This window comes from Streptomyces sp. NBC_00223 (genome assembly GCF_036199905.1).
In the GTDB taxonomy this organism is placed as follows: Bacteria; Actinomycetota; Actinomycetes; order Streptomycetales; family Streptomycetaceae; genus Actinacidiphila.
The window spans coordinates 4,587,501-4,611,044 of sequence record NZ_CP108109.1 but is presented as its reverse complement, the minus strand read 5'-3'; the positions used below and the strand labels follow the sequence as shown (position 1 = coordinate 4,611,044).

At 69.2% G+C, this 23,544-nt stretch carries 20 protein-coding genes and 2 rRNA genes (1 of these 22 cut by a window edge); 11 read left to right on the top strand and 11 right to left on the bottom strand.

Annotated features, from left to right (window positions below; genetic code table 11):
* Nucleotides 1-24 precede the first annotated feature (24 nt).
* Nucleotides 25-801 carry a phosphate ABC transporter ATP-binding protein PstB gene (pstB, locus tag OHA30_RS19440; RefSeq protein WP_328915132.1) on the top strand — a complete coding sequence of 259 codons (777 nt, stop codon included), beginning with the start codon at nucleotides 25-27 and terminating at the stop codon, nucleotides 799-801.
* 246 nt (nucleotides 802-1,047) lie between these two features.
* Here pstB and OHA30_RS19435 read toward each other — a convergent pair whose 3' ends face one another.
* Nucleotides 1,048-2,043 carry an inorganic phosphate transporter gene (locus OHA30_RS19435; protein WP_328915131.1) on the bottom strand — a complete coding sequence of 332 codons (996 nt, stop codon included), beginning with the start codon at nucleotides 2,041-2,043 and terminating at the stop codon, nucleotides 1,048-1,050.
* A 5-nt stretch (nucleotides 2,044-2,048) separates the two neighbouring features.
* Complete coding sequence (locus OHA30_RS19430) at nucleotides 2,049-2,669, bottom strand: DUF47 domain-containing protein (protein ID WP_328915130.1); 621 nt, start codon at nucleotides 2,667-2,669, stop codon at nucleotides 2,049-2,051.
* Nucleotides 2,670-2,861: 192 nt separating this feature from the next.
* Here OHA30_RS19430 and OHA30_RS19425 point away from each other — a divergent pair, with 192 nt between their 5' ends.
* Nucleotides 2,862-3,188: a metal-sensitive transcriptional regulator gene (locus OHA30_RS19425; protein WP_328915129.1), complete on the top strand. Its 327-nt coding sequence runs from the start codon at nucleotides 2,862-2,864 to the stop codon at nucleotides 3,186-3,188.
* 31 nt (nucleotides 3,189-3,219) lie between these two features.
* On the opposite strand, the gene OHA30_RS19420 is transcribed toward OHA30_RS19425, so the two are convergent.
* Together OHA30_RS19420 and OHA30_RS19415 are read right to left on the bottom strand one after the other, a co-directional pair.
* The gene (locus OHA30_RS19420) at nucleotides 3,220-3,387 is read right to left on the bottom strand and encodes a hypothetical protein (protein WP_328915128.1); all 168 of its coding nucleotides are present in this window, start codon (nucleotides 3,385-3,387) and stop codon (nucleotides 3,220-3,222) included.
* A 188-nt stretch (nucleotides 3,388-3,575) separates the two neighbouring features.
* Nucleotides 3,576-4,499, bottom strand: a complete 924-nt coding sequence (locus tag OHA30_RS19415; RefSeq protein ID WP_328915127.1) for a hypothetical protein — start codon at nucleotides 4,497-4,499, stop codon at nucleotides 3,576-3,578.
* A gap of 96 nt (nucleotides 4,500-4,595) precedes the next feature.
* Here OHA30_RS19415 and OHA30_RS19410 point away from each other — a divergent pair, with 96 nt between their 5' ends.
* Both OHA30_RS19410 and OHA30_RS19405 read left to right on the top strand, forming a co-directional pair.
* On the top strand, nucleotides 4,596-4,748 hold the full coding sequence (locus OHA30_RS19410) for a hypothetical protein (protein WP_328915126.1): 153 nt from the start codon (nucleotides 4,596-4,598) through the stop codon (nucleotides 4,746-4,748).
* Between the two features lie 252 nt (nucleotides 4,749-5,000).
* On the top strand, nucleotides 5,001-6,608 hold the full coding sequence (locus tag OHA30_RS19405; protein WP_328915125.1) for an FAD-binding oxidoreductase: 1,608 nt from the start codon (nucleotides 5,001-5,003) through the stop codon (nucleotides 6,606-6,608).
* A gap of 311 nt (nucleotides 6,609-6,919) precedes the next feature.
* Here OHA30_RS19405 and OHA30_RS19400 read toward each other — a convergent pair whose 3' ends face one another.
* The 4 genes from OHA30_RS19400 to OHA30_RS19385 form a co-directional block, all read right to left on the bottom strand.
* The gene (locus tag OHA30_RS19400) at nucleotides 6,920-7,945 is read right to left on the bottom strand and encodes a hypothetical protein (protein WP_328915124.1); all 1,026 of its coding nucleotides are present in this window, start codon (nucleotides 7,943-7,945) and stop codon (nucleotides 6,920-6,922) included.
* Complete coding sequence (locus OHA30_RS19395; protein WP_328915123.1) at nucleotides 7,930-8,598, bottom strand: hypothetical protein; 669 nt, start codon at nucleotides 8,596-8,598, stop codon at nucleotides 7,930-7,932. Before OHA30_RS19395 ends, OHA30_RS19400 begins: the two co-directional genes overlap by 16 nt.
* A 148-nt stretch (nucleotides 8,599-8,746) precedes the next feature.
* Complete coding sequence (locus tag OHA30_RS19390; protein WP_328915122.1) at nucleotides 8,747-9,436, bottom strand: phosphatase PAP2 family protein; 690 nt, start codon at nucleotides 9,434-9,436, stop codon at nucleotides 8,747-8,749.
* A gap of 283 nt (nucleotides 9,437-9,719) precedes the next feature.
* Nucleotides 9,720-10,721, bottom strand: a complete 1,002-nt coding sequence (locus tag OHA30_RS19385) for a C40 family peptidase (RefSeq protein WP_328915121.1) — start codon at nucleotides 10,719-10,721, stop codon at nucleotides 9,720-9,722.
* Nucleotides 10,722-10,977: 256 nt separating this feature from the next.
* Here OHA30_RS19385 and OHA30_RS19380 point away from each other — a divergent pair, with 256 nt between their 5' ends.
* From OHA30_RS19380 to OHA30_RS19355, 6 genes are all read left to right on the top strand, one after another.
* Nucleotides 10,978-11,286, top strand: a complete 309-nt coding sequence (locus tag OHA30_RS19380; protein ID WP_328915120.1) for a hypothetical protein — start codon at nucleotides 10,978-10,980, stop codon at nucleotides 11,284-11,286.
* A 171-nt stretch (nucleotides 11,287-11,457) separates the two neighbouring features.
* Nucleotides 11,458-12,312 (top strand): hypothetical protein, encoded by an 855-nt coding sequence (locus OHA30_RS19375; RefSeq protein WP_328915119.1) that lies wholly within the window; start codon nucleotides 11,458-11,460, stop codon nucleotides 12,310-12,312.
* Nucleotides 12,313-12,412: 100 nt separating this feature from the next.
* Complete coding sequence (locus OHA30_RS19370; protein WP_405786078.1) at nucleotides 12,413-13,729, top strand: hypothetical protein; 1,317 nt, start codon at nucleotides 12,413-12,415, stop codon at nucleotides 13,727-13,729.
* Nucleotides 13,726-15,270, top strand: a complete 1,545-nt coding sequence (locus tag OHA30_RS19365) for an SCO6880 family protein (protein WP_328915118.1) — start codon at nucleotides 13,726-13,728, stop codon at nucleotides 15,268-15,270. Before OHA30_RS19370 ends, OHA30_RS19365 begins: the two co-directional genes overlap by 4 nt.
* 135 nt (nucleotides 15,271-15,405) lie before the next feature.
* Nucleotides 15,406-16,878: an ATP/GTP-binding protein gene (locus tag OHA30_RS19360; protein ID WP_328917907.1), complete on the top strand. Its 1,473-nt coding sequence runs from the start codon at nucleotides 15,406-15,408 to the stop codon at nucleotides 16,876-16,878.
* A 4-nt stretch (nucleotides 16,879-16,882) separates the two neighbouring features.
* A complete protein-coding gene (locus OHA30_RS19355) occupies nucleotides 16,883-18,574 on the top strand; it encodes a type IV secretory system conjugative DNA transfer family protein (protein WP_328915117.1) in 1,692 nt (563 codons plus the stop codon).
* A gap of 62 nt (nucleotides 18,575-18,636) precedes the next feature.
* On the opposite strand, the gene OHA30_RS19350 is transcribed toward OHA30_RS19355, so the two are convergent.
* Nucleotides 18,637-19,764: a LacI family DNA-binding transcriptional regulator gene (locus tag OHA30_RS19350; protein WP_328915116.1), complete on the bottom strand. Its 1,128-nt coding sequence runs from the start codon at nucleotides 19,762-19,764 to the stop codon at nucleotides 18,637-18,639.
* A 260-nt stretch (nucleotides 19,765-20,024) separates the two neighbouring features.
* Between OHA30_RS19350 and OHA30_RS19345 the strand changes: the two genes are divergently transcribed.
* Complete coding sequence (locus tag OHA30_RS19345) at nucleotides 20,025-21,023, top strand: hydroxyacid dehydrogenase (RefSeq protein WP_328915115.1); 999 nt, start codon at nucleotides 20,025-20,027, stop codon at nucleotides 21,021-21,023.
* A gap of 76 nt (nucleotides 21,024-21,099) precedes the next feature.
* On the opposite strand, the gene rrf is transcribed toward OHA30_RS19345, so the two are convergent.
* Nucleotides 21,100-21,216 (bottom strand): 5S ribosomal RNA (gene rrf / locus OHA30_RS19340).
* An 89-nt stretch (nucleotides 21,217-21,305) separates the two neighbouring features.
* Nucleotides 21,306-23,544: ribosomal RNA gene (locus OHA30_RS19335) — 23S ribosomal RNA — on the bottom strand (it continues 887 nt past the right edge of the window).

The window sequence follows — 23,544 nt, the reverse complement described above, 5'->3', positions numbered from 1 at the left end:
GTCAGCAGAAGAGAAGTGATCCCCATGGCCAAGCGAATAGACGTCAGCGGCCTGTCCGCCTTCTACGGCGACCACAAAGCGATCGACGACATCTCGATGACCGTCGAACCCCGCTCGGTGACCGCCTTCATCGGCCCCTCCGGCTGCGGCAAGTCCACCTTCCTGCGCACCCTGAACCGGATGCACGAGGTCACCCCCGGCGGCCGGGTCGAGGGCAAGGTACTGCTCGACGACGAGAACCTGTACGGCTCCGGGGTCGACCCGGTGACCGTCCGCCGTACGGTCGGCATGGTCTTCCAGCGGCCGAACCCGTTCCCCACCATGTCGATCTACGACAACGTGGCGGCCGGCCTGCGGCTCAACGGTGTGCGCAGGAAGAGCGAACTCGACGTGATCGTCGAGAAGTCCCTCAAGGGCGCCAACCTCTGGAACGAGGTCAAGGACCGCCTCAACAAGCCCGGCTCGGGCCTGTCCGGCGGTCAGCAGCAGCGGCTGTGCATCGCCCGCGCGATCGCGGTCGAGCCGCAGGTGCTGCTGATGGACGAGCCGTGCTCCGCGCTGGACCCGATCTCCACGCTCGCGATCGAGGACCTGATCGGCGAGCTGAAGACCCGGTTCACCATCGTGATCGTCACCCACAACATGCAGCAGGCCGCGCGCGTGTCGGACCGTACCGCCTTCTTCAACCTGGCGGCGGTCGGCAAGCCCGGCAAGCTCATCGAGATCGACGACACCGAGCGCATCTTCGCGAACCCGTCCGTGCAGGCCACCGAGGATTACATCTCCGGCCGCTTCGGATGACAGACCGCCGTGCGGTGCTGCATGGCGGTGCCACCGCAGGGCGAAGGCCCCGGCCCCTCCAGGGGGGCCGGGGCCGTGACTTCCACAGAGCCGGACGCGCTGCCAATTCAGCCCGGCCGTGTCCAGGCCCAGGGCCGGACGCGCTGCCAATTTCAGCCCGGCCGTGTCCAAGCGCAGGGCCAGGCGCGCTGCCAATTCAGCCCGGCCGGCGTTTGAGGCCCGGGGTCCGGGGCGGAGCCCCGGGGGTCAGCCGAACGCGAGCCGCACGATGTAGTAGCTGACGGCCGCCACCACCGCGGCAGCGGGCATCGTGATGAACCACCCCGCGACGATGTTCTTGGCCACCCCCCACCGCACCGCCTTGACCCGCTTCGTCGCCCCGACACCCATGATCGCCGAGGTCATCACATGCGTCGTGGACACCGGCGCCTGGAACACGTACGCCGTGGTGTAGAGGATCGACGACGCCGTGATCTCCGCCGCGAACCCCTGCGGCGGGTCCACCTCGATGATCCGCCGGCCGAGCGTCCGCATGATCCGCCAGCCGCCCGCGTACGTCCCCAGGGACAGCATCAGCGCGCAGACGACCTTCACCCAGATCGGGATGCCCGACCCGGTGGTCGAGCCGTGGATGGTGAGCGCCATCAGCACGATGCCCATCGCCTTCTGGGCGTCCTGGAGGCCGTGTCCGAGCGCCATCGACGCCGCCGACACGGTCTGCGCTATCCGGAAGCCGCGCTTCACCTTGTGCGGGTTGGACCTGCGGAAGAACCACAGAATCGCCAGCATGACCCCGTAGCCGACGACGATGCCGATCAGCGGCGAGGCGAACATCGGGATGACGACCTTGTCGACCACCCCGGACCAGTGGACCTTGACCCCGCCGGCCAGTGCCGCGCCGACCAGACCGCCGAACAGGGCGTGGCTGGAACTCGACGGTAGACCGAAGTACCAAGTGACCAAATTCCAGACAATCGCACCGACGAGCGCCGCGAAGAGGACCCCCATGCCCGACCGGCCGTGCGGTGTCGAGATCAGGCCCTCGCTCACGGTGTGCGCCACCCCGCTGCCCAGGAAGGCGCCGGCCATGTTCATCACGGCGGCCATCGACAGCGCCGCCTTGGGGGTGAGCGCCCGGGTGGAGACCGAGGTGGCGATGGCGTTGGCGGAGTCGTGGAAACCGTTGGTGTACGTGAAGAAGAGCGCGACCGCGATGGTCACGATCAGAACGAAGGTGTCCACGTAGGTCAGGACTCCTTGACCGCGATGGTCTCCACCGTGTTCGCCACGTGCTCGAAAGCGTCCGCCGCCTCTTCCAGTACGTCCACGATCTGCTTGAGCTTGAGCACCTCGATGGCGTCGTACTTGCCGTTGAACAGATGGGCCAGCAGCTTGCGGTGGATCTGGTCCGCCTGGTTCTCCAGCCGGTTGATCTCGATCCAGTACTCCGTCAGGTTGGCCATCGTGCGCAGATTGGGCATCGCCTCCGCGGTCAGCTCCGCGGCCCGCGACAGCACCTCGACCTGCTGCTCGACACCCTTGGGAAGCTCCTCCACCTTGTAGAGGACGACCAGGTCAACGGCCTCTTCCATGTAGTCCATGATGTCGTCGAGCGAACCCGCCAGCGTGTAGATGTCCTCGCGGTCGAAGGGGGTGATGAAGGAGGAGTTGAGCTGGTGGAAGATCGCGTGTGTCGCGTCGTCCCCGGCGTGCTCCGCCGCCCGCATCCTTTCGGCGATCTCGCTCCGGGTAGCCGAATCGGCCCCGAGCAGTTCCATGAGGAGCTTCGAACCGGTGACGATGTTGTCCGCGGACGCGGCGAACATGTCGTAGAAGCTCGTCTCCCTGGGGGTCAGACGAAAGCGCACGTTGGGGTCCTCAGTGTGCATCGGATTCGGTCTCGTTGATGCTAGGCGCATCATCCGGCCACGGCTAACCGGCGTCATCCAGTGTCGCCCATCGGACGAAGCCCCCCTCACGGGGGATGCCTCGCACGAATGATCGATTCGGTAGGATATACCCATCAGGGGTATAAGGGGACAGAAAGGCGGACAGGCGGGATGACCACAGAAGGCGTCGCGGGGGAGATTGTGAAGCCGCACGGGCCGCATGGCTACAGCCATGACAAAGAGTCCCATCTGAAGCGGCTCAGGAGGATCGAGGGACAGATCCGCGGCCTGCAGCGGATGGTCGAGGAGGACGTCTACTGCATCGACATCCTCACCCAGGTCTCGGCGAGCACGAAGGGCCTCCAGTCCTTCGCGCTGCAACTGCTCGAGGAGCATCTGCGGCACTGCGTGGCCGCGGCCGCCGTCGGCGGCGGGCCGGAGATCGACGAGAAGGTGGCCGAGGCGACGGCGGCGATAGCCCGGCTGCTGCGCACCTGACCTTCCGGGCGGCCCGGTCGCGCCGCCCGGTTCAGCTCGCGGCCTCGACGGGGGCGACCTCCAGCACCTCGTCGATCCGGGCGAAGCTCAGCCGCTCCTCCGCGGCGGCGGACGCGGCGATCATCAGCTCACCGCACAGCTCGATCTCGGCGAGAGCCACCGGATCGTCCTGCACCGACATCACGGGCGACGGCGCCATGCGCGCATCACCTCCTCGCTCACGACTCCACGCGGTCAACGGGGTCTACGTGGCCGACGCGGTCTGCGACTGGTAGGCGTACGCGTCCCGGTACGCCTGCGACGGCCGTCATCAAGCGTAGGGACCATACGTGCTCCGGCGCATGGCACGGATGGACCATTTCGGCGAGACCCGATCCGGCGCGGCCCCTATCGCTTCGGCGCAGAAACGATCTTTCCGGACCAGATGTCCGCAGGTCGTGGCAGGGTCACCGGCGCCGGAGTGCCGAAACCGCCGTAATCCGTAGTGGAAATCACCGTCACTTCCTGGCCGGGGGAGCCCGGTCGCGCACCCGCCGCGTCGAAAGTGAACCGCTGAGTGAGCCGGCGCAAGCGCCCGCGCGCGTCCAGCCACGCGTCGAACGGCACCCGTGTCACCGGGAAGCCCTTCGCGGCGGCCTCCAGGGGCCCGCGGCCCGCGGCCGGGGTCGCCGCCGCGGCCCGGGCGATGTCGCAGCTGCCCCGGAAGTGCCGCACCTTCACGCCGTCCAGTGTCTCGTCACTGACGAAGGTCACATCCTGGGCGCCGCGCAGCAGCTCGGCCGCGGCCAGCGGCTCGGTGGCGCCGCCGGTGACCAGATTGCCGTCCGGGAGCCGGGTGGTGTCCATCCGCACCCACTTGCCTGCCGGTACGCCCTCGCCGCGGTCCTTCATGTACAGCGCGCCCGGCGTGAGCAGTTCGGTGAGCGGCTTGTGCTCCTCGGTGCCCGTCGCGTCCTTGGGCAGGACCAGCCGCAGCCGGCCCTGGCGTCTGGCGTAGTCGAAGCCGCCGGTGCCGGTGATGGTCAGCCAGGTGCCGCCACTGGCCATCCGCATCGACGTGGTGACCCGGGAGCTGCCCGCCCGGACCAGGGCGTCGGCCGCCCCCGAGACGACCGGGTCCACCCGGGCGCGGCCGGCGTCGTCGCGCGCGGGGTCGCCCGCGGCCTGTCCGCCGCACCCCGCGAGAGCCGCGGTGGCGCAGGCCAGCCCGATCGCGGCGACGGCCGTCACCGTACGGCGGCGCGGGCCCGTACGGCCGCGCCGCCGCCGTACCGCCATCGCCCGTACCTTCGTGGACACCGTCGCCACCATCACCCGTCCATCCCTGCACCGTCGTGTCGTACCGGCTGGGCCTCACCCCGATAACGACGGTCTCGACGCGCCCGTCACGCCCGATACCGTGGTGTCGTGCTCAATGTTTCCGACACCCGTCACGAGGCGTCCGTCGTCGAGCGCGGCGCCTTCGCGCTCGCGCGCTGCACCTGCGGGTGGCAGGGTCCGGCGCGCCGGGCAAGGGACCGCGCGCGGCGGGACGCCCACGAGCACGCCACCTCGGGCTGAGCTCGGCGAAGAGCGCGCGAACCGGCCCGGGAGCGACCGGCGTACGCGGGCGGGCCGCCGGCCGACCGCGGCGACCGGCATACCACCGCCCGCTGTGGGCAACCGCAACCGGAACGAGCCCTTCGACGTCTTGGGCTACCGAAGGTGCGTGTGTGACCGTGGGCGCCTGCCCGCGGGCCCCCGGCCCGGTGAGCGGATACGGCGGTGGAACGAGTGGACGAACGGACGGCGGCCCGGGCGACGGTGGCACCCGTGGCGGACGGGCAACCGGCCGCCCCGGCCCGGCCGGTGGAGCGACGCAGGGCCCTGCTGGCCGGCGGCGGACTGCTCGCCGCCGCGCTGCTGAGCGGCTGCACGGGTGACGGGGACGCCGACGCGAAGGGCGGCGCTCAGGGCAGCGCTGCCGGCGGCGCCAAGGGCGGCGGCCTCTCCTCCCCCACCGCCACGGCCACCCGGACCCCCTCCCCCGCCGCACCGGTCAAGCCCGACTGGCCCGCGCTCGCCTCCACCCTCGACGGCGACCTCGTACGCCCCACCGACAGCGCGTACGCCACCGACCGTCTCCTCTACAACACCCGCTTCGACCACCTGCGTCCGGCCGCCATCGCCTATGTCACCGGCACCGACGACATCCGCGCCTGCCTGGACTTCGCCCGCCGTACGGCCACCCCGCCCGCCATCCGCAGCGGCGGCCACACGTACGCGGGCTGGTCGAGCGGCGACGGGCGGCTGATCATCGACGTCTCGCGGCTCAACGCGATACGCCTCGACGGCACGGTCGCCACGGTCGGCGCGGGCGTACGGCTGATCGACCTCTACAACACCCTCGGCCGGTACGGCCGTACGGTCCCGGGCGGCTCCTGCCCCTCGGTCGCGATCTCCGGGCTCACGCTGGGCGGCGGGCACGGGGTGATGAGCCGTTCCATGGGTCTGACCTGTGACAATCTGATCGGCGCCACCCTCGTCACCGCCGACGGACGTACCCACGAGGTCTCCGCCGAGGCCGAGCCCGATGTCTTCTGGGCGCTGCGCGGCGCGGGCAACGGCAACTTCGGGGTCGTCACCGAACTTCGGTTCACCACGCACCCCATACCCCAGGTCGTCAGCGGCTACCTCACCTGGCCGTGGAGCCGGGCGGCCGCCGTGGTCACCGCCTGGCAGCGCTGGGGCCCGGACCAGCCCGACCACATCTGGTCCGCGCTGCACCTGGACTGCACGGGCGGCGGCTCCCCCACGGTCTCCGTCGCGATGCTCTCCACCGGCTCCCGCGACGACCTGGCCGCCGCGTCGGACACGCTCGCCGCCGCGGTGGGATCGGACGCGGCCTCGGTCTCGCTGCGCCCGCACGCGTATGTCGACGCGATGTTCTCGTACGCGGGCTGCGCGGGCCTGTCCGCGGCCCAGTGCCACCTCGCGCCCAACGGGCACCTGGAGCGCGAGACGTACACCGCGCGGTCCGACTTCTACGACGCCGATCTGTCCGCGGCGGGCGTCGACGCGATGGTCTCCCAGGTCCAGCGGCTGGCGGGCGGGTCGAGCGGGGGCGACGGCAGCATCGCGCTGACCGCCCTCGGCGGCGCGGTCAACCGCCCCTCGCCCACGGCCACCGCCTTCGCCCACCGCGGCTCGCGCTTCCTGGCGCAGTACATCGCCTCGGACACGCTGTCCACCACGTCCTGGCTCGACACGACGCACACCGCCCTGCGCCGCTACGCCTCCGGCGCGGCCTACCAGAACTACGCGGACCCGTCGCTGACGAACTGGCGCAGCGCGTACTACGGTCCGAACGCCGCGAAGCTGGCGAACGTCAAGGCCCGCCTGGATCCCACGCGGATGTTCACCTTTCCGCAGGCGCTGTAGCTCCGGGGCGTGCGGCCTACCATCCGGTCAGGGGATCGACGAGCGACGCCACCGCGGCGGTGCGGGCGTCGCCCGCGTGCCTGGTCCCGCCCGGGGTGTTCCCCGAGCGGGCGTCGCCCCTCGGTAAGGACCGGGCCGACGCCGCCGGATCCGTGAGCGCAAGGTCCGCCATGCTGGATTCCCCCCGGGACACTCCGTGTTGGGCCGACCCCTTTAGGTGACGGCGTTTCACGACGCTAGTCATGGGGCCGGAGCGGCACAAGTGGGCCTCCCCGCCGGCCGGTTCCCCCGCGGGCCCGCGCCCGGGGCGATCACCGGTTGACGGCTTGGATCTCCTGCACACGCACGGGCTGGGGATACGTCGAATATCCGTCGTCCAGCGGAGTGCCGCCGGGCTGGGGCTCCGCGGTCGGCGTCCAGGACACCCGCCAGGTGATCCGGGCCTGGAGTTCGTATGTGCTGTCACCGGCGGTGGCCTTGCGGTACGTGACGTTGCAACCCGCGTCCGAACTGTCGACCGTGTATCCGTCCCCGGAATCCGTGAAGGTGTAGTCGCAACTCGTCGGCGAGGCATAGGTCGTACCCGCGTCGATGTGCAGGCTGTACGGCACGGCCACGACCGTCGCCGACACGCCGTCGAGCGACGCGGTGACCGACACCTCCGGAATGGCCTCCGCGAACTTCACATACGTGGCCAGATTGACCTTCTGGTTGTCCGCCCGCGGGCTGAGCACCACCGTTCGCGTCGGCAGCCTCGTCTCCCCATAGGCGGCCTGCGCCAGCATTTCCGGGGTCACGGGCGCGGGGGGCGCGGGATCGGCGGGACCTTGCCACAGCCACCCGGTGTCGTACGGGCAGATCGAGTCGGGACTGATCTCCACCGAGGGATTCCACTCGAGCACCCACCAACTGCCGTGGTCGCCTTTGTGGTAGTCGATCTCGTTCATCTGGGACTGGATCTCGTAGTAATAGTTGTAGACCGTGCCCGCGTTCGCCTGCCCCGCCTCGATGTACCGCCGCTCGATCTCCGCCTCGAACTCCGCCGGAGTAAAGCTCTTGTACCAGCACACCGGGGGTGACCAGTTCGCATTGGACGAGGTGATCGGCTGGGAGCCGCCGCCCTTCGGAATACCGCGCTTGGTCCAGTGCACGTCGGCGTAGAGCCTGCTGGAGTCGCTGCCGGCGCCGACGCTGGTCGTCGCGCTGGGCTGCGCGCTGATGTCCGCGACCGCCGGACCGGTACCCAGCCCGAACACCGCGGCCGCACCCATGACCGACAGGCAGGCCACCGCCACGACGGAGCGGCGCGCGAGGCGGAAATTCAGGCCACCTGACACTTCTTCACCCCGTGGATCCAGCTGTAGTTGAAGACCTTCCACTCTCCCGTCGCGCCCTTGTCCATGACGTACGTCCAGGAATTGAAGCTGTTGAGCGTCGGGGCCGTCACATTCACTTTCCCCGTCTTGACGTCCTTGTCGTACGCCTTGCGCTGGTCCTCACAGAACGCGACGGTCACCGAATTCGCCTGCTTGTTGACCGTCACCTTCGGCTGGTAATAACGGAACGTGCCGGTCGCGACCTTGCCGGATTTTCCGTAGGAGATCAGCTGATCGGCGAGTTCCGCGCCGTGCACCCCGGTGAAGTACCGCTTGAGGTTCGGCGTCTCCTGCGGCTTCCCCAGCGCCTCCGTCTCCACCACCGCCGTGGCGGCGTAGGTGGCGTCACGCAGGACCGCCTTCTCCGTCGGGTCGGTGCTGGTGAATGCGACGAAGTCGATCTTCACGTCCGACGGGAGGGCGAAGTCGGGGGCGGCGGGGCCCTCGGCTGCCGTGGGAGAGGGCGACGCCGTGGTCGTCGTGCTCGACGCCGTGTCGGTCGCCGCCGACTGGATCGTGTCCGAGCTGTCGGAACCGCCGCCGCCGCAAGCGGTCAGCAGCAGAGCCGCCGACGCGGCGAGGGCGACAGCGACGGGCAGGGTAGAGCGGATCACGTTGGAGCCCCCGTGAGTCATCCGGTTCCAGACGGTTGCGAGCAGATCCAGACACTACCGGCGCGCGTGATGGGGCTGTAGGGGCGTTCCGTGATCGGTACGTGTTCGGGGCACACTTCACATCCCCTTCACGCCCGGGGCAAGTACCCTACGCCGCCAGGCCCTTGTCCGCCGCGCTCTGCTGCGAGGCCGGGTGATCGTCGCGCGCGGCGGCCGGGTGACGGCGGGTCCGGACGAGGAACTGGACACGGGAGGAGCCGATGGCGCGGGTGAGGGCGGTCAGCAGGGTCAGGGCGAGGGGGGCGAACAGCAGGGCCGTCGCGGTGCCGAGGGCGAAGCCGCCGATCACGTCGGTGGGGTAGTGGACCCCCATGAAGACCCGGCAGAAGCCTTCGCAGAGCGCGAGGAAGAGAGCCAGCGCGCCGACCTTGCGGCTGACCATGAAGAGCCCGACGGCCACCGCGGCGGTCAGTGTGGCGTGGTCGCTGACGAAGGAGTAGTCGTTCTTGCCGCTGATCAGGACGTCGAGACCGTCGTGTTCGACAAAGGGCCGGGGGCGCTGGACCAGGGCGCGGACGGGAATGTTGATCAGCAGGGCGATCCCGGCGGCGAGCACGGCCCAGAGCACCCCGGCGACCGCGGCGGGCGCGTCCTCGGAGCGGCGGGCGACCCGCCACCAGCACCAGCCGGCCAGCAGCAGCATGAGCGCGATCAGCCCGTACTCGCCCATGAACTCCATCGCGTGGTCGACCCCGCGCGGCGCCTGCTTGGCAAGGCCGTTGATGTCACGGAGCAGGCTGATGTCGGGGTTCACGCTGTCGTTAGCGACCTCTGCCATAGCGGTGGTGCCCCTTAACTAGCAAATGACCGGCAACTGGCTGTATGTCCCGGCTCGGCTCGTGCGCAACCCCCGTCGCTTGCGTCCCGCGCCATTCTCCCCCGTACAACGCCCGACACGGTATGTAGCGTTCCGGTCTTCGCCAGAAGATCACCAGGCTGTTACACAAGGGTGACCAGGGGACACGGACAAAACGGCATCGCAGGCCAACCCTCTGGGCACGACCTCACCCTGCGCGCTTGTCACATGGGTCACAATGACAACTGCTCCGCGATGAGGACAGTCACGCCGCGGTCGGCAGCGCCTGGGCCCCGGCCTCGGTGACGCGGGTCGCCCCGATGTAGTCGGGACTGTCGATCGGGTCGAACCGGATGACGGCCCCGGTGTGCGGAGCGTCGATCATGTAGCCGCCGCCCACGTAGATGCCCACATGGTGGATGGACCGCGGGTCGTTCAGGTCGTACGCGAAGAAGACGAGGTCGCCGGGGAGGAGTTCGGCGCGGCTCGGGTGCGCCCCCGCGTTCCACTGGTCGTTCGCCACACGCGGCAGCGAGATCCCGACCGAATGGTACGCGGCCTGCGTCAGACCCGAGCAGTCGAACCGGCCGCCCTGCTCCGCCGTGCCCTCACCGCCCCACAGATACTTCGTGCCGAGCTGCTGCTGCGCGTAGTAGATCGCCGCGGCCGCCTGCTGCGACGGCTGGAGCTGACCGACCGGCGCGGCGAAGCTCTTCTCCAAGGTACGGATGATCTTCACATAATTCTGCGTCTCCGCGTACGGCGGCACGCCGCCGGCCTGGATCACCGCGTACGCGCCCGCGTTGTACGAGGCGAGCATGTTGTCCGTGTTGTCGCCGGGCACGTTCTTCACATACGACGCCAGCTCGCAGTCGTACGAGGCCGCCGACGGAATCGCGTCCTGCGGGTCCCAGATGTCCCGCTTGCCGTCCCCGTTGCCGTCCACCCCGTGGGTCGCCCAGGTGCCCGGGATGAACTGGGCGATACCCTGCGCCTGCGCCGAACTCTGGGCGCGCGGGTTCCAGCCGCTCTCCTGGTAGAGCTGGGCGGCGAGCAGCGCCGGATTGAGCGCGGGGCACAGATTGCCCCATTTGAGTACGATCGGCTGATATTCCGCCGGCACCGCGCCTTTGGCCAGGGTTACAGTCCCGCCGCCGTTGTTCGAAAGCCCCGCGGCGGCCGAGTACGTACCGACGACGAGCAGGGCGAGGAACGAAAAGCTCAGGCCCGCACCGATAATGACGGTGAGCCAGACCTTGCGCGCCACGGCAGGACACCCCTTCCGTTCACCCTTGTTCCCGTCGTTGCCCTACGGTGATGCTCGTGATACACAGAGTAGTCGTCCCTGTTCTTCGAACACCGGTCCACGCACCAGTCTGACGGCTGGGAGCCGGATCACACGGAGGTTCCGCCGAGAAAGTCGCCGAGTCGACATGCAACAGCGGCATCCTCCGTCAAGATAGATCCTGGCCCCCTTGCGCCCCGGCAAGGGAGTCAACTGATCGAGCGGGGTGGTGAGTTACATGTTCCTGGCAGCCGAGAAGGGCGACATCAACACCATCATCGGTGGCATCGCCCCAGACTGGGGACCCTTCGGGTCCCTGGGCAACGAAGCACGTGTGATGATCGAAGTGGTCATGGCGGTGGCGATCCTGCTGTGCCTGGCCATCTCGATCTGGGGCGCGGCGAAACAGAGGATCGGCGCGACGGCACTGCGCGACACCTTCAGCGCGGAGCAGGGCAAGGGATTGATCATCGCCGGGCTGACCGGCGTGTTCATCATCGGATCACTCGGCACCCTGTTCACCATCGTGTACGGGATGGCCGTCTGAGCCGCGGCCCCCCGCAGGTACTCCGCGTACCCGCTCACTTCCCGGAGCCCGTCCCCGGCTCCACCGTACCGACCGAGGCTGCGTGCTGATGCCCACTCAACCGTGCAGCGGAGCCGTCCGCGCCAAGTGCCGCCCCGGCGTGCCCGCGGCGCCCCAGGGGGCGACCGCACCATGAGCCTCGGCCAGGACGGACCCCCGACCCGGACCAGGATGCCCGAGGGCACGCACAGCGGCGCCGTCCGGCGGCCGCAGCCCCGGCGCGCCCTGGTGACCGTCGTCGGCGTCGTCGTCCTCCTGATCGCCGCGCTGGCCTTCGCCAACCGCGGCGGCGACTCGTCCTCGGACACGAAGGACACCGCCGGATCGGGCGCCCCCGCCGCGGGCTCCGGTGGTTCCGGCGGCTCCAGTGGCTCCGGCGGCACCAAGTCCGGGGCGTCCACCGCGACGGCCCCCACCGGCGAGCGGCCGGTCGGCGGGAAGAACGCGGGCATCCCTGCGGGCTTCGCCCACACCGGCCAGGGCGCCCAGTCGGCGGCGGCCAACTACGCGGTGGCGCTGGGCTCGGTGGACATGTTCAACGCGGCGCGGCGGCACGAGATCGTGGCGGCCGTGCACGACCCGGCGGTCACCGACGCGCTCCAGACCCAGCTCGACCAGGCGTACTCCGGCGCCTCACTGCAAGCACTCGGACTCAACGCGGACGGCACCGCGCCCAGCGGCCTCACCTTCGTCTCGCGCACCGTGCCGGTCGGCACGAAGATCACCGCGAACGCGGCCGACGCGATGACCGTCGAGGTGTGGTGCACGGACCTGGTCGGCCTGGCCGGCCAGGGGTCGACGAAGCCGGTCAGCGCCTCCTGGTTCACCATCACCGAGAAGCTCGTGTGGGTCGGCGGTGACTGGAAGATCGAGTCCTCCTCGCAGAAGGACGGACCCGCTCCCGTCAACGGCGACAACCGGGCCGCCACGGCGGACGAGATCGCGGGCGCCGTACGGGAGTACGGAGGGTTCACTTATGCGAGGTAGAGCCGGCGGCAGCGGTGGCAGTGGCGGCGGCGACCGCCGCCTGCGCTGGTTGGTGATGGCCGTACTCGCCCTCGTGCTGGCCGCGCTGCCCCTCCAGGCGATGGCGGACACGCCGTCGCCTGGGGCGCCGGCCACGGCGACGGCGACGGATCCGGGCGCGGGCACACCCACCGGCACCGCCTCGGCCCCCCCGACGCACAATCCGTGCGACGACCTGGTCGGCGCGGCCAAGGACTACTGCACCAAGGGCGATCCCTCGGCCCCCGCCAAGGGCACCACCAACCCCGCCGACTCCCTCGACCCCCTCACCTCCCTCGGCAAGGGCTGCGCCGAAGCCGCCTCCTGGACCATCGGCAAGCTCTCCACCGCCGTCACCAAGACCACCCAGGTGGACTTCACCAACACCTCCTTCCTGCGCCAGTACGCCGTCGTCTTCGCCGCCTCCACGATCCTCACCCTCGTGCTGTGGCTGCTGGCCGTCGCCAAACGCGCGGTGCGCGGGGTGCCGCTGACCGAGGCACTGACCGAGGCCGTCGGATTCCTCTGGCTCACCGTGCTGGCCTCCGCCTTCACCCCGCTGATCCTCTACACCGTGGTCTCGGCGACGGACGCGGTGACCGATGTCATCTCCTCGGGCACGAAGTCGAACACCAATGTGTTCTTCGGGTCCTTCTCCGGCGCGCTCACCAAGGGCACCGACATCGGCGGCGGCCCGATCATGCTGATCGTCGTCTCCCTGGTCTCCGTGCTCGCCGCCGGCGTGCTCTGGCTCGAACTGGTGATCAGGGCCGCGCTGCTGTACGTCGGCGCGCTGCTGGGCACGGCGGTGTACGCGGGCCTGGTGGACAAGAACATGTGGCACCACGTCAGACGCTGGGCCGGGATCATGATCGCCGTGATCATGGTCAAGCCCGTGATCGTGATCGTGCTGGGCCTGGCCGGAGCGCTGTCCTCCTCCGACGACGGGCCCAACGCGTTCTCGGCGGTCGTGTCCGGACTGGCCATCATCCTGCTGGCGATCTTCGCGAGCTTCATGATCTACCGCTTCGTCCCCGGCTTCGGCGACGACGTGGTGAATCTGCGCAACGGCCGCAAGGCCAGCGGCCAGAGCCAGGCCGCGGCCGTGATCTCCTCGCCCGCCGCGCTGGTCCGCCAGGGCATCAACACCCACAGCGCCCGCGGCGGCGCCCAGGAACAGGCGCAGGGCGGCGGCCAGCCCGCCAACCCGATGTCCGGCGGAATGGCGGCGCACAGCAGCCGCGGCGGCGGCTCGGGTACGGGCGGCTCCGGTACGGGTACGGGCTCGGGAGGGGCCGGTCCGCTCGGCGGCTCGCCCTTCCGGTCGGGCCCCGGCCCCAATCGCGCACCGGGCTCCGGACCGAACAACAGCTCTTCGCAGGGAGGTGAGCGCCGGTGACGACCCAGCCCTTCACCCAGCCGCGGCGCACGTATCTGATCGGCAAGGCGCGGCCCAACGCCATCGTGGGCAAGAACCGGGAGACCGGCGAGATCGCCCTGATCATCGTCGGCGCCGGCCTGGGCATGCTCTTCGGCCTCCTGGTGCCGATCCTCCTGCTGCGGATCATCGGCCTGGTCGGCTGGCCGCTGCTGGCCCTGGCCGCGGTCTACATGCCCTACCGGCGGCGTACGTTCTACCGCTGGTTCGAGATCAACCGCACCTACCGCCGTACCCTCCGGGTCTCCCCCGCCTACCGCTCGAACGTGCAGGAGGCGGGCACGGCCCTGGACGGGCGCGAGGTCGAGGTCGGGCCGCCGCCCGGGATCGGGCGGATCACCTGGCTCGCGGCACCCTTCGGGCCCGACGAGATCGCCGTGCTGCTGCACGTGGACCGGCGTACGGTCACCGCGGCCATCGAGATCGAGGGCCCGGGTGTGGGCCTGCGCGACAGCGAGGACCAGGAAGCCCTGGTGGAACGCTTCGGCACCCTCCTCAAGCACGTGGCCAACGGCGACGGCTTCGTGACCCGCCTTCAGATGCTGGCCCGTACCCTGCCCGCCGACCCCGACGCGCACGCCAAGGACGTGGCCCAGCGCGGCGACCCAGGAGCCGAGCGCTGGCTCAAGGACTCCTACGACCAGCTCCAGTCCATGGTGTCCACCTCCTCCGAGCAGCACCGCGCCTACCTCGTGGCCTGCATGCACTTCACCCGCGAACTGGCCGCCGAGGGCAACGCGATGGCCCGGGCCACCGTCTCCCGCGGCACCAAGGTCGACAAGGACGCGGGCCTGGCCGCGGTGATGGCCCGTGAGCTCAACGACATCTGCGCGCGGCTGGCCGAAGCCGACATCCGGGTGCGGCAGCCGCTCGGGCAGGCCCGGCTCGCCTCGCTGGTCCACTCGATGTACGACCCCGACCACCCGATAGACCACATCCAGGCGATGACCCGGCGCAACACCTGGCCGGCCGAACTCGACGCCACCGAGCCGACGTTCCTCCAGGCCAAGACCCGTGAGTCGGCCACCCGCGCGCCCTGGCACCACTCCACCGCGTGGGTCAAGGAGTGGCCGATGACCCCGGTGGGCGTGAACTTCCTGGCGCCGCTGCTCGTGCACACCCCCGATGTGATCCGTACGGTCGCGGTCTGCATGGACCTGGAGCCCACGGACGTGGCGATCGAGCGGATGCTGACCGAGAAGACCAACGACGACGCCGAGGCCAGTCGCGCCGCGAAGATGAACCGGGTGGTGGACCCGCGCGACGTGGCCCACCACGGCCGGATCGACCAGCGCGGTGAGGATCTGGCCAGCGGCGCGGCGGGGGTGAACCTGGTCGGCTACATCACGGTCTCCGCGCGCTCCCCGGAAGCGCTGGCGCGCGACAAGCGGACCATCCGCGCTTCCGCCGGTAAGTCGTATTTGAAGCTTGAGTGGTGCGATCGTGAGCACCACCGGGCATTTGTGAATACGTTGCCGTTCGCGACCGGCATCCGCCGCTGAGCCCCGCCCCTCCGACCGTCCGACCACCCGACCGACCTCCGAGCGTCCGACCCCCCGTCCGTACCCTCCGCACCGCCCCCACTTGTCCGCCCTGTCCGCCCTGTCCGCCCGTACGAGGAGGCCATCGCCATGCCCATGCTGGACCCTCTTGCCGCGGTCACGGACGCCTTCACCAGCTTCCTGTTCGGCCGGGTCGAGACGACCAGGCTGCCGGTCCGCACCTCCACCGGCCAGGCCCAGGCCGTCTATCTGCCGACCGCCGCGCCCGGCCTCGGCGACTCCGGTGTGATCATCGGCCGGGAGGTGTACTCCGGCAAGGGCTACATCTACGACCCCTTCCAGCTCTACGGCCAGCAGTTGCCCGCCCCGCACTGGCTGGTGCTCGGCGAGTCCGGCAACGGCAAGTCCGCGCTGGAGAAGACCTACGTCCTGCGGCAGTTGCGCTTCCGCGACCGGCAGGTCGTGGTGCTGGACGCGCAGGGCGAGGACGGCGTCGGCGAGTGGAACCTCATCGCCAGGGCCATGGGCCTGACCCCCATCCGGCTCGACCCGATGGCCGCCCTGGACGGCGGTATCAAGCTCAACCCGCTGGACCCCGCGATCACCGTCACCGGCCAGCTGGCCCTGCTCCGTACGATCATCGAGGTCGCGATGGGCCGCGGACTCGACGAGCGGTCCGGCTTCGCGCTCAAGGTCGCGCACGCCGCCGTACGCGACCAGTTCGCCGCCTCCGCCGGACAGACCGCGGCAGGCGCTCCCGGTACGGCGCCGGGCCGGCAGCCGATCCTCACCGACATCGTGGAGCGGCTGCGGCACCCCCTCGCGGAGTCCGCCGAGGCGATGAACGTCGAGGTGGAGGACGTACGCGCCTGGGGCCTCGATGTGGCTCTGGTGCTCGACCGGCTGGTCGACGGCGACCTGCGCGGCATGTTCGACGGCCCCACGAGCAACGGCATCGACCTGGACTCGCCGCTGATCGTCTTCGACCTCTCCCACATCGACCGCAACTCGATCGCGATGCCGATCCTGATGGCGATCGTCGGGGTGTGGCTGGAGCATACCTGGATCAGACCCGACCGCAGGAAGCGCATCTTCCTGGTCGAGGAGGCCTGGCACATCATCAACTCGCCCTTCGTGGCCCAGCTCTTCCAGCGGCTGCTGAAGTTCGGCCGCCGACTCGGTCTGTCCTTCGTCGCCGTCGTCCACCACTTGTCCGACGTCGTGGACGGCGCCGCCGCGAAGGAGGCCGCCGCGATCCTCAAGATGGCCTCCACCCGGACGATCTACGCCCAGAAGGCCGACGAGGCCCGGGCCACCGGGCGGGTGCTCGGCCTGCCACGGTGGGCGGTGGAGATCATCCCCACCCTCACCCCCGGTATCGCGGTCTGGGACGTCAACGGCAATGTGCAGGTCGTCAAGCACCTGATCACCGAGGCCGAACGGCCGCTGGTCTTCACCGACCGCGCGATGACCGAGACCTCGCTTGAACACGCCGCGGAGATCGAGGCGGAGGCCGAGGCCGAAGCGGAGGCGGAAGCCCGGGCGGAGGCGCACGCGGCCGCCCAGGTCGCACTCGCCAAGCAGTTGGCCGACGACGCGGTGGCGTGACGACATGGCGGACCGCAAGAAGCAGTCCTCGCAGGGCCTGCCCGACGGGCTGATCCTCGGCATCATCGCCTTCCTGCTCGGCGTGACCCTGCTGGTGTGGACGGCGACCGGCATCGCCGCCCTGCTCTCCCACAGCTCCTGGCCCGGCCAGGTGCACTTCACCCGCACCCCGCAGGCCATGCGCGCGCTCGTCCGCGACCCGCACGACATCGCCGCCGCCTGGCCGGGCGCGGAGGTGGACGAACTGCCCGGCCCCGGGCTGTTCTGGGGCATCCTCATCGGCCAGTTCATGGTGCTGTTCGTACTCGCGGTGTGGGTGATGAACATCGTGGCCCGGCTGCGGACCCGGGACACCCGCAGGACCGTACGCCGGGCCGCGCCCGCCCCGCCGGAACCGGAGCCCGTCCCGTACGAACCCGCCGCGCCGCCCGTGCCGGCACCCCGCCGCCGCGACCCGTACCAGCCCTACGCCAAGTCCGGCGGCGACACCCTGGACGCCTGGTTCCGTACGGTGCCGGGGGCCGCGCCGTTCGGCCACGACGACGCGCCGACCTCGCAACTGCCGCCCGTGGCGGCGGAGTCGGAGCCCGGCGGCCCGGCCGCCACCTTCCCGACAGCGCCCCCGGACGAGCCGCCGCCGGCCTTCGGCCGTCTGGACGCCCACCTCGCCGCGCTCGCCGACGGCGAGGTCAACCGCACCTACGCGCTCTTCGCGAGCCCACGCGGCGACAAGGGCAAGCGCGTCGTCCAGCCCGCCGTCCTCGCCGCCGCGGGACCGGTCGTCGTCACCACCGCGGACCCCGACACCTACCACCAGACGGTCGGCAACCGCGCCAAGCTCGGCCCCGTCCACGTCTACGACCCCGCGCATCTGCTCGACATCCCCGGACGGCTGCGGTGGGCCCCGCACGGCGGCTGCGAACGGCCGGAGGCCGCGCGGACCCGGGCCGCCGCGCTGCTCGCCCCGCTGCGCACGGCCCGCGCCGACGAGGCCATCGTCCACGACACGGCGGTCACGCTGCTGCGCTGCTGGCTGCACGCGGCCGCGGTCGACGGCCGCCCCTTCCGCCAGGTCCAGCGATGGGCCTCCGGCGGCACGGCGGCCGGCGAGGCGGTACGCATCCTGCGTACGGACACCGGCGCCGTCTCCGGCTGGAGCGGCGAGCTGGAGTCCGTACTGCACGCGCACACCGAACGCCGGGACGCGGCACAGGCGTTGATCCGGCGCACGCTGGAACCGCTCAACTCCGTGCACATCCGCGACGCCTGCAATCCGGGTCGGACCGGTGGGCTCGACCTGGAGTCATTCACCGCCGAACGGGGAACGCTCTACGTGGTGGGCGAGCGGGTCGAGGACCCGCGCACCCGCCTGAGTGCGATGCCGCTGCTCACCGCACTCCTCTCCAGCGTGGTCGAGCACGGCCGGCGCGTGGCCGCAGGGTCATCCGCCGGTCGGCTCGACCCACCAATGACGTTCGTCCTCGACGACGTCGCCGCGGTGGCTCCCGTCCCTGAGCTGGCCGCGCTGCTCGACTCGGGCCGCGAGGCCGGCCTCCCCACCCTGGCGGTCTTCCGCTCCCCCGAACAGGTGCTGGCCCGCTGGCGCGTGGGCCTGTGGGGCTCAGCGGACGTACGGCTGATCCTGGGCGACGGCGAAGTGGGAACGTCCGTGCCGGACGCTGTCCGCTTGGGATGAGGGGGAAGGGGCGGACAGCCGCCAACGGCGGCGCACCCCCGCAGGGGCGGGCCGACGTGGGCCTACGCCCGAGCCCGCCCCACAGACCCGCGCAACACCGTATGCGTCCCCAGCACATGCCGGACCTGCCCGGCCCTCCGCCCGCGGCCCGCGGCCTCGACCCCCTCGGCCAGAGCCAACCGCACCGCCTCCCGCCCGAGCTCATACGCGGGAATATTGACCGTGGTCAGCGGCGGATACAGATCCCGCGCCACCGCGTCGTTGTTGTAGCCGACGAATGACACGTCCTCCGGCACCCGCAACCCCCCTTCCCGCATCGCGGCCATCGCCCCCGCCGCCACCATGTCGTCCCCGGCGAAGACCGCCGTGAAGTCCGGCCGTCCCCCGCACTCCGCGAGAATCCGCCGCATGGAGTCGTACCCGTTGTCGCGCCCGAGCCCCGCACCCGCGATCCGTACCGCGTCGGGACCGAGGCCGTGGTCGGCGAGCGCCCTGCGGTACCCGGCGATCCGCGGCTCCACCGTGGAGTGCCCGGGGACCGCCCCGAGGTAGACGATGTCGCGGTGCCCGGCGGCCAGCAGATGGCTGACGACGGCGTACGCGCCCGCCTCGTTGTCGTACTCGACGACGAGTACGGGCATGTCGGGGCTCGGCGCCGGCCGCCCGCACAGGACGAGCCGTGAGCCCGCGGCGGCGAGCCACTGGGCGTACTCCGTCAGCCGCGTCCGGTACCGCTCGTCCTCGACGGCCCCGCCGACCAGGACCACGAACTCCGCCCGCTGCTCCCGCATCATCTGCACCAGCGCCAGTTCGCGTGCCTCGTCGCCGCCGTGGCTGCACACCATGCACAGCCGGCCGCGCGCGGCGGCCTCCTGCTCGACGCCCTGGGCGACGGTGGCGTAGAAGGAACTGTCGACGGACTTCACGATGACCGCCACCGTCTTGGGCCCGGTCCCGGCCAGTGCCCGCGCGCGCCCGTCGATGACGTAGTCCAGGTCCTTGACCGCCCGCAGCACCTTCCCGCGCGCGGCCGCGGAGGTCGGATAGTTCCCGGCCAGGACCCGGGAGACCGTGGCGACCGAGACACCCGCCCGCTCGGCGACATCGCGGATCGTGACGCGTCCGGTACGACCCCCGGAACCCGTACGTCCACGGCCCGTCCTGCCCGACCCCGGTGAAGTGTCCGCCATCCCCGCCATCCGATGTCCCGTTGCGAACGCGATCTGTCCACCGCGTCGCCGCCCAGCGTAGCCACGTCGCCGGACGGCCGAGCCGGAGAGCGGATACGTGCGCACCTCGGTCCGCCCGCGACGGGAGGCGATCTCAACCGCTTACTAGACGGAGGCCGGTGTCAGGGCATCCTGATCAACGGGAGGCGGCGTTGACGGCCCCGGGATGCGGACCTAGCCTCTTCGTTTGGGGAGTAACCGCTTACAGACAAGGGGCAGACATGGCGGAGCGTCCGAAGCTGGTGCTGGCGATGCGCCCGGACATCGTGGACCTGATCCTCCCCACCGCACTGCGTGCCCGACTCGACTCCCTCGCGAACGTCCATCCGACGCTGCTCACCGAGACGACCGTCGATCCGGCGCCCGTACTCGCCGACGCCGAACTGCTCCTCACCGGCTGGGGCTGCCCGCCCCTGGACGCCGCCTTCCTCGCCCATGCCCCGCATCTGGCCGCCGTCCTCCACGCCGCCGGCAGCGTCAAGGAACATGTGGGGCCCGAGGTCTGGCGGCGCGGTATCGCCGTATCCTCCGCGGCCGACGCGAACGCCGCGCCCGTCGTCGAGTTCACCATGGCCACCGTCTGGCTCGCCGCCCGCCGCACCCTGGGCGCCACCGCCGACTACACCCGCGGTCTGCTGCCCACCTACGGCAACCGGCGAGGCGCCGACGGAGCCGTGGTGGGAGTCATCGGCGCCTCACGGATCGGACGCGGCGTCATCTCCCGACTGTGTACGGCCTCTGCCGGCTTCCGCGTCCTGCTCGCCGATCCCTATGTCTCCCCCGACCAGGCCGCCGTGCTCGGCGTCGAACTGGTCGACCTCGACGAGCTCTGTCGCGCCTCCGACGTCGTCACCATCCACGCCCCCGATCTCCCGGAGACCCACCATCTGCTCGACGCCCGACGGCTAGGGCTGCTCAGGGACGGTGCCGCGATCGTCAACACCGCGCGCGGCCGCCTGATCGACACGGAAGCGCTCACCCGCGAGTGCGCGGCCGGCCGGATCGACGCCTATCTCGACGTCACAGAGCCCGAGCCCCTGCCGCAGGACCACCCGCTCCACTTCCTGCCGAATGTCCTGCTCACTCCGCATATCGCCGGCTGCCAGGGCACGGAGGTCCAGCGCCTGGGCGCCTACGCGGTGGACGAGGTGGAGCGCTGGATCGATGGCAAGCCGCTGCTCGGCGCCGTCCACGAGGACGACCTCACGCGCATCGCCTAGCTCCGGCTTTTGGTCCTCCAACGCAAAAAAAGGCCCGGCCTCGGATACGAAATCCGAGGCCGGGCCTCCAATAATTGTTCGGCGGTGTCCTACTCTCCCACAGGGTCCCCCCTGCAGTACCATCGGCGCTGAAAGGCTTAGCTTCCGGGTTCGGAATGTAACCGGGCGTTTCCCTAACGCTATGACCACCGAAACACCATGAAACACACACCACACACCCCGAATATGGGAATGTGTGTGGTGGCTGGTTGTTTCAGAACCACACAGTGGACGCGAGCAACTGAGGACAAGCCCTCGGCCTATTAGTACCGGTCAGCTCCACCCCTTACAGGGCTTCCACATCCGGCCTATCAACCCAGTCGTCTACTGGGAGCCTTACCCCATCAAGTGGGTGGGAGCCCTCATCTCGAAGCAGGCTTCCCGCTTAGATGCTTTCAGCGGTTATCCCTCCCGAACGTAGCCAACCAGCCATGCCCTTGGCAGGACAACTGGCACACCAGAGGTTCGTCCGTCCCGGTCCTCTCGTACTAGGGACAGCCCTTCTCAAGACTCCAACGCGCACAGCGGATAGGGACCGAACTGTCTCACGACGTTCTAAACCCAGCTCGCGTACCGCTTTAATGGGCGAACAGCCCAACCCTTGGGACCGACTCCAGCCCCAGGATGCGACGAGCCGACATCGAGGTGCCAAACCATCCCGTCGATATGGACTCTTGGGGAAGATCAGCCTGTTATCCCCGGGGTACCTTTTATCCGTTGAGCGACGGCGCTTCCACAAGCCACCGCCGGATCACTAGTCCCTACTTTCGTACCTGCTCGACCCGTCAGTCTCACAGTCAAGCTCCCTTGTGCACTTACACTCAACACCTGATTGCCAACCAGGCTGAGGGAACCTTTGGGCGCCTCCGTTACCCTTTAGGAGGCAACCGCCCCAGTTAAACTACCCACCAGACACTGTCCCTGATCCGGATCACGGACCGAGGTTAGACATCCAGCACGACCAGAGTGGTATTTCAACGACGACTCCACCACGGCTGGCGCCGCGATATCAAAGTCTCCCACCTATCCTACACAAGCCGAACCGAACACCAATATCAAGCTATAGTAAAGGTCCCGGGGTCTTTCCGTCCTGCTGCGCGAAACGAGCATCTTTACTCGTAATGCAATTTCACCGGGCCTATGGTTGAGACAGTCGAGAAGTCGTTACGCCATTCGTGCAGGTCGGAACTTACCCGACAAGGAATTTCGCTACCTTAGGATGGTTATAGTTACCACCGCCGTTTACTGGCGCTTAAGTTCTCAGCTTCGCCACACCGAAATATGACTAACCGGTCCCCTTAACGTTCCAGCACCGGGCAGGCGTCAGTCCGTATACATCGCCTTACGGCTTCGCACGGACCTGTGTTTTTAGTAAACAGTCGCTTCTCGCTGGTCTCTGCGGCCACCCCCAGCTCAGAGAGTAAATCCCCTCACCAGACGTGGCCCCCCTTCTCCCGAAGTTACGGGGGCATTTTGCCGAGTTCCTTAACCATAGTTCACCCGAACGCCTCGGTATTCTCTACCTGACCACCTGAGTCGGTTTAGGGTACGGGCCGCCATGAAACTCGCTAGAGGCTTTTCTCGACAGCATAGGATCATCCACTTCACCACAATCGGCTCGGCATCAGGTCTCACCCTCATAAGAGACGGATTTGCCTATCTCTCGGGCTACACCCTTACCCCGGGACAACCACCGCCCGGGCTGGACTACCTTCCTGCGTCACCCCATCGCTTACCTACTACCACCTCGGTTCAGCGGCTCCACCACTCCCACCTCATCCGAAGACTCAGCAGGCGGCTTCACGGCCTTAGCATTAATGGGCTCGATACTGGGCGTTTCAAAGCGGGTACCGGAATATCAACCGGTTGTCCATCGACTACGCCTGTCGGCCTCGCCTTAGGTCCCGACTTACCCTGGGCAGATCAGCTTGACCCAGGAACCCTTAGTCAATCGGCGCAAGAGTTTCCCACTCTTGTATCGCTACTCATGCCTGCATTCTCACTCGTGAACCGTCCACCACTGCCTTCCGGCGCAGCTTCACCCGGCACACGACGCTCCCCTACCCATCACAGCCTCCGTTGGGAGTACATGCTGCAATGACACGACTTCGGCGGTACGCTTGAGCCCCGCTACATTGTCGGCGCGGAATCACTTGACCAGTGAGCTATTACGCACTCTTTCAAGGATGGCTGCTTCTAAGCCAACCTCCTGGTTGTCTCTGCGACTCCACATCCTTTCCCACTTAGCGTACGCTTAGGGGCCTTAGTCGATGCTCTGGGCTGTTTCCCTCTCGACCATGGAGCTTATCCCCCACAGTCTCACTGCCGCGCTCTCACTTACCGGCATTCGGAGTTTGGCTAAGGTCAGTAACCCGGCAGGGCCCATCGCCTATCCAGTGCTCTACCTCCGGCAAGAAACACACGACGCTGCACCTAAATGCATTTCGGGGAGAACCAGCTATCACGGAGTTTGATTGGCCTT

Excerpts from the sequence above, each read along its gene's own strand:
- OHA30_RS19350 (WP_328915116.1), bottom strand. The coding sequence starts at position 19,764 with ATGGCGGACACTTCACCGGGGTCGGGCAGGACGGGCCGTGGACGTACG.
- OHA30_RS19370 (WP_405786078.1), top strand. The coding sequence starts at position 12,413 with ATGGCGGACACGCCGTCGCCTGGGGCGCCGGCCACGGCGACGGCGACG.
- OHA30_RS19345 (WP_328915115.1), top strand. The coding sequence starts at position 20,025 with ATGGCGGAGCGTCCGAAGCTGGTGCTGGCGATGCGCCCGGACATCGTG.
- pstB (WP_328915132.1), top strand. The coding sequence starts at position 25 with ATGGCCAAGCGAATAGACGTCAGCGGCCTGTCCGCCTTCTACGGCGAC.
- OHA30_RS19355 (WP_328915117.1), top strand. The coding sequence starts at position 16,883 with ATGGCGGACCGCAAGAAGCAGTCCTCGCAGGGCCTGCCCGACGGGCTG.
- OHA30_RS19420 (WP_328915128.1), bottom strand. The coding sequence starts at position 3,387 with ATGGCGCCGTCGCCCGTGATGTCGGTGCAGGACGATCCGGTGGCTCTC.
- OHA30_RS19375 (WP_328915119.1), top strand. The coding sequence starts at position 11,458 with ATGAGCCTCGGCCAGGACGGACCCCCGACCCGGACCAGGATGCCCGAG.
- OHA30_RS19390 (WP_328915122.1), bottom strand. The coding sequence starts at position 9,436 with ATGGCAGAGGTCGCTAACGACAGCGTGAACCCCGACATCAGCCTGCTC.
- OHA30_RS19415 (WP_328915127.1), bottom strand. The coding sequence starts at position 4,499 with ATGGTGGCGACGGTGTCCACGAAGGTACGGGCGATGGCGGTACGGCGG.
- OHA30_RS19360 (WP_328917907.1), top strand. The coding sequence starts at position 15,406 with ATGCTGGACCCTCTTGCCGCGGTCACGGACGCCTTCACCAGCTTCCTG.
- OHA30_RS19380 (WP_328915120.1), top strand. The coding sequence starts at position 10,978 with ATGTTCCTGGCAGCCGAGAAGGGCGACATCAACACCATCATCGGTGGC.
- OHA30_RS19425 (WP_328915129.1), top strand. The coding sequence starts at position 2,862 with ATGACCACAGAAGGCGTCGCGGGGGAGATTGTGAAGCCGCACGGGCCG.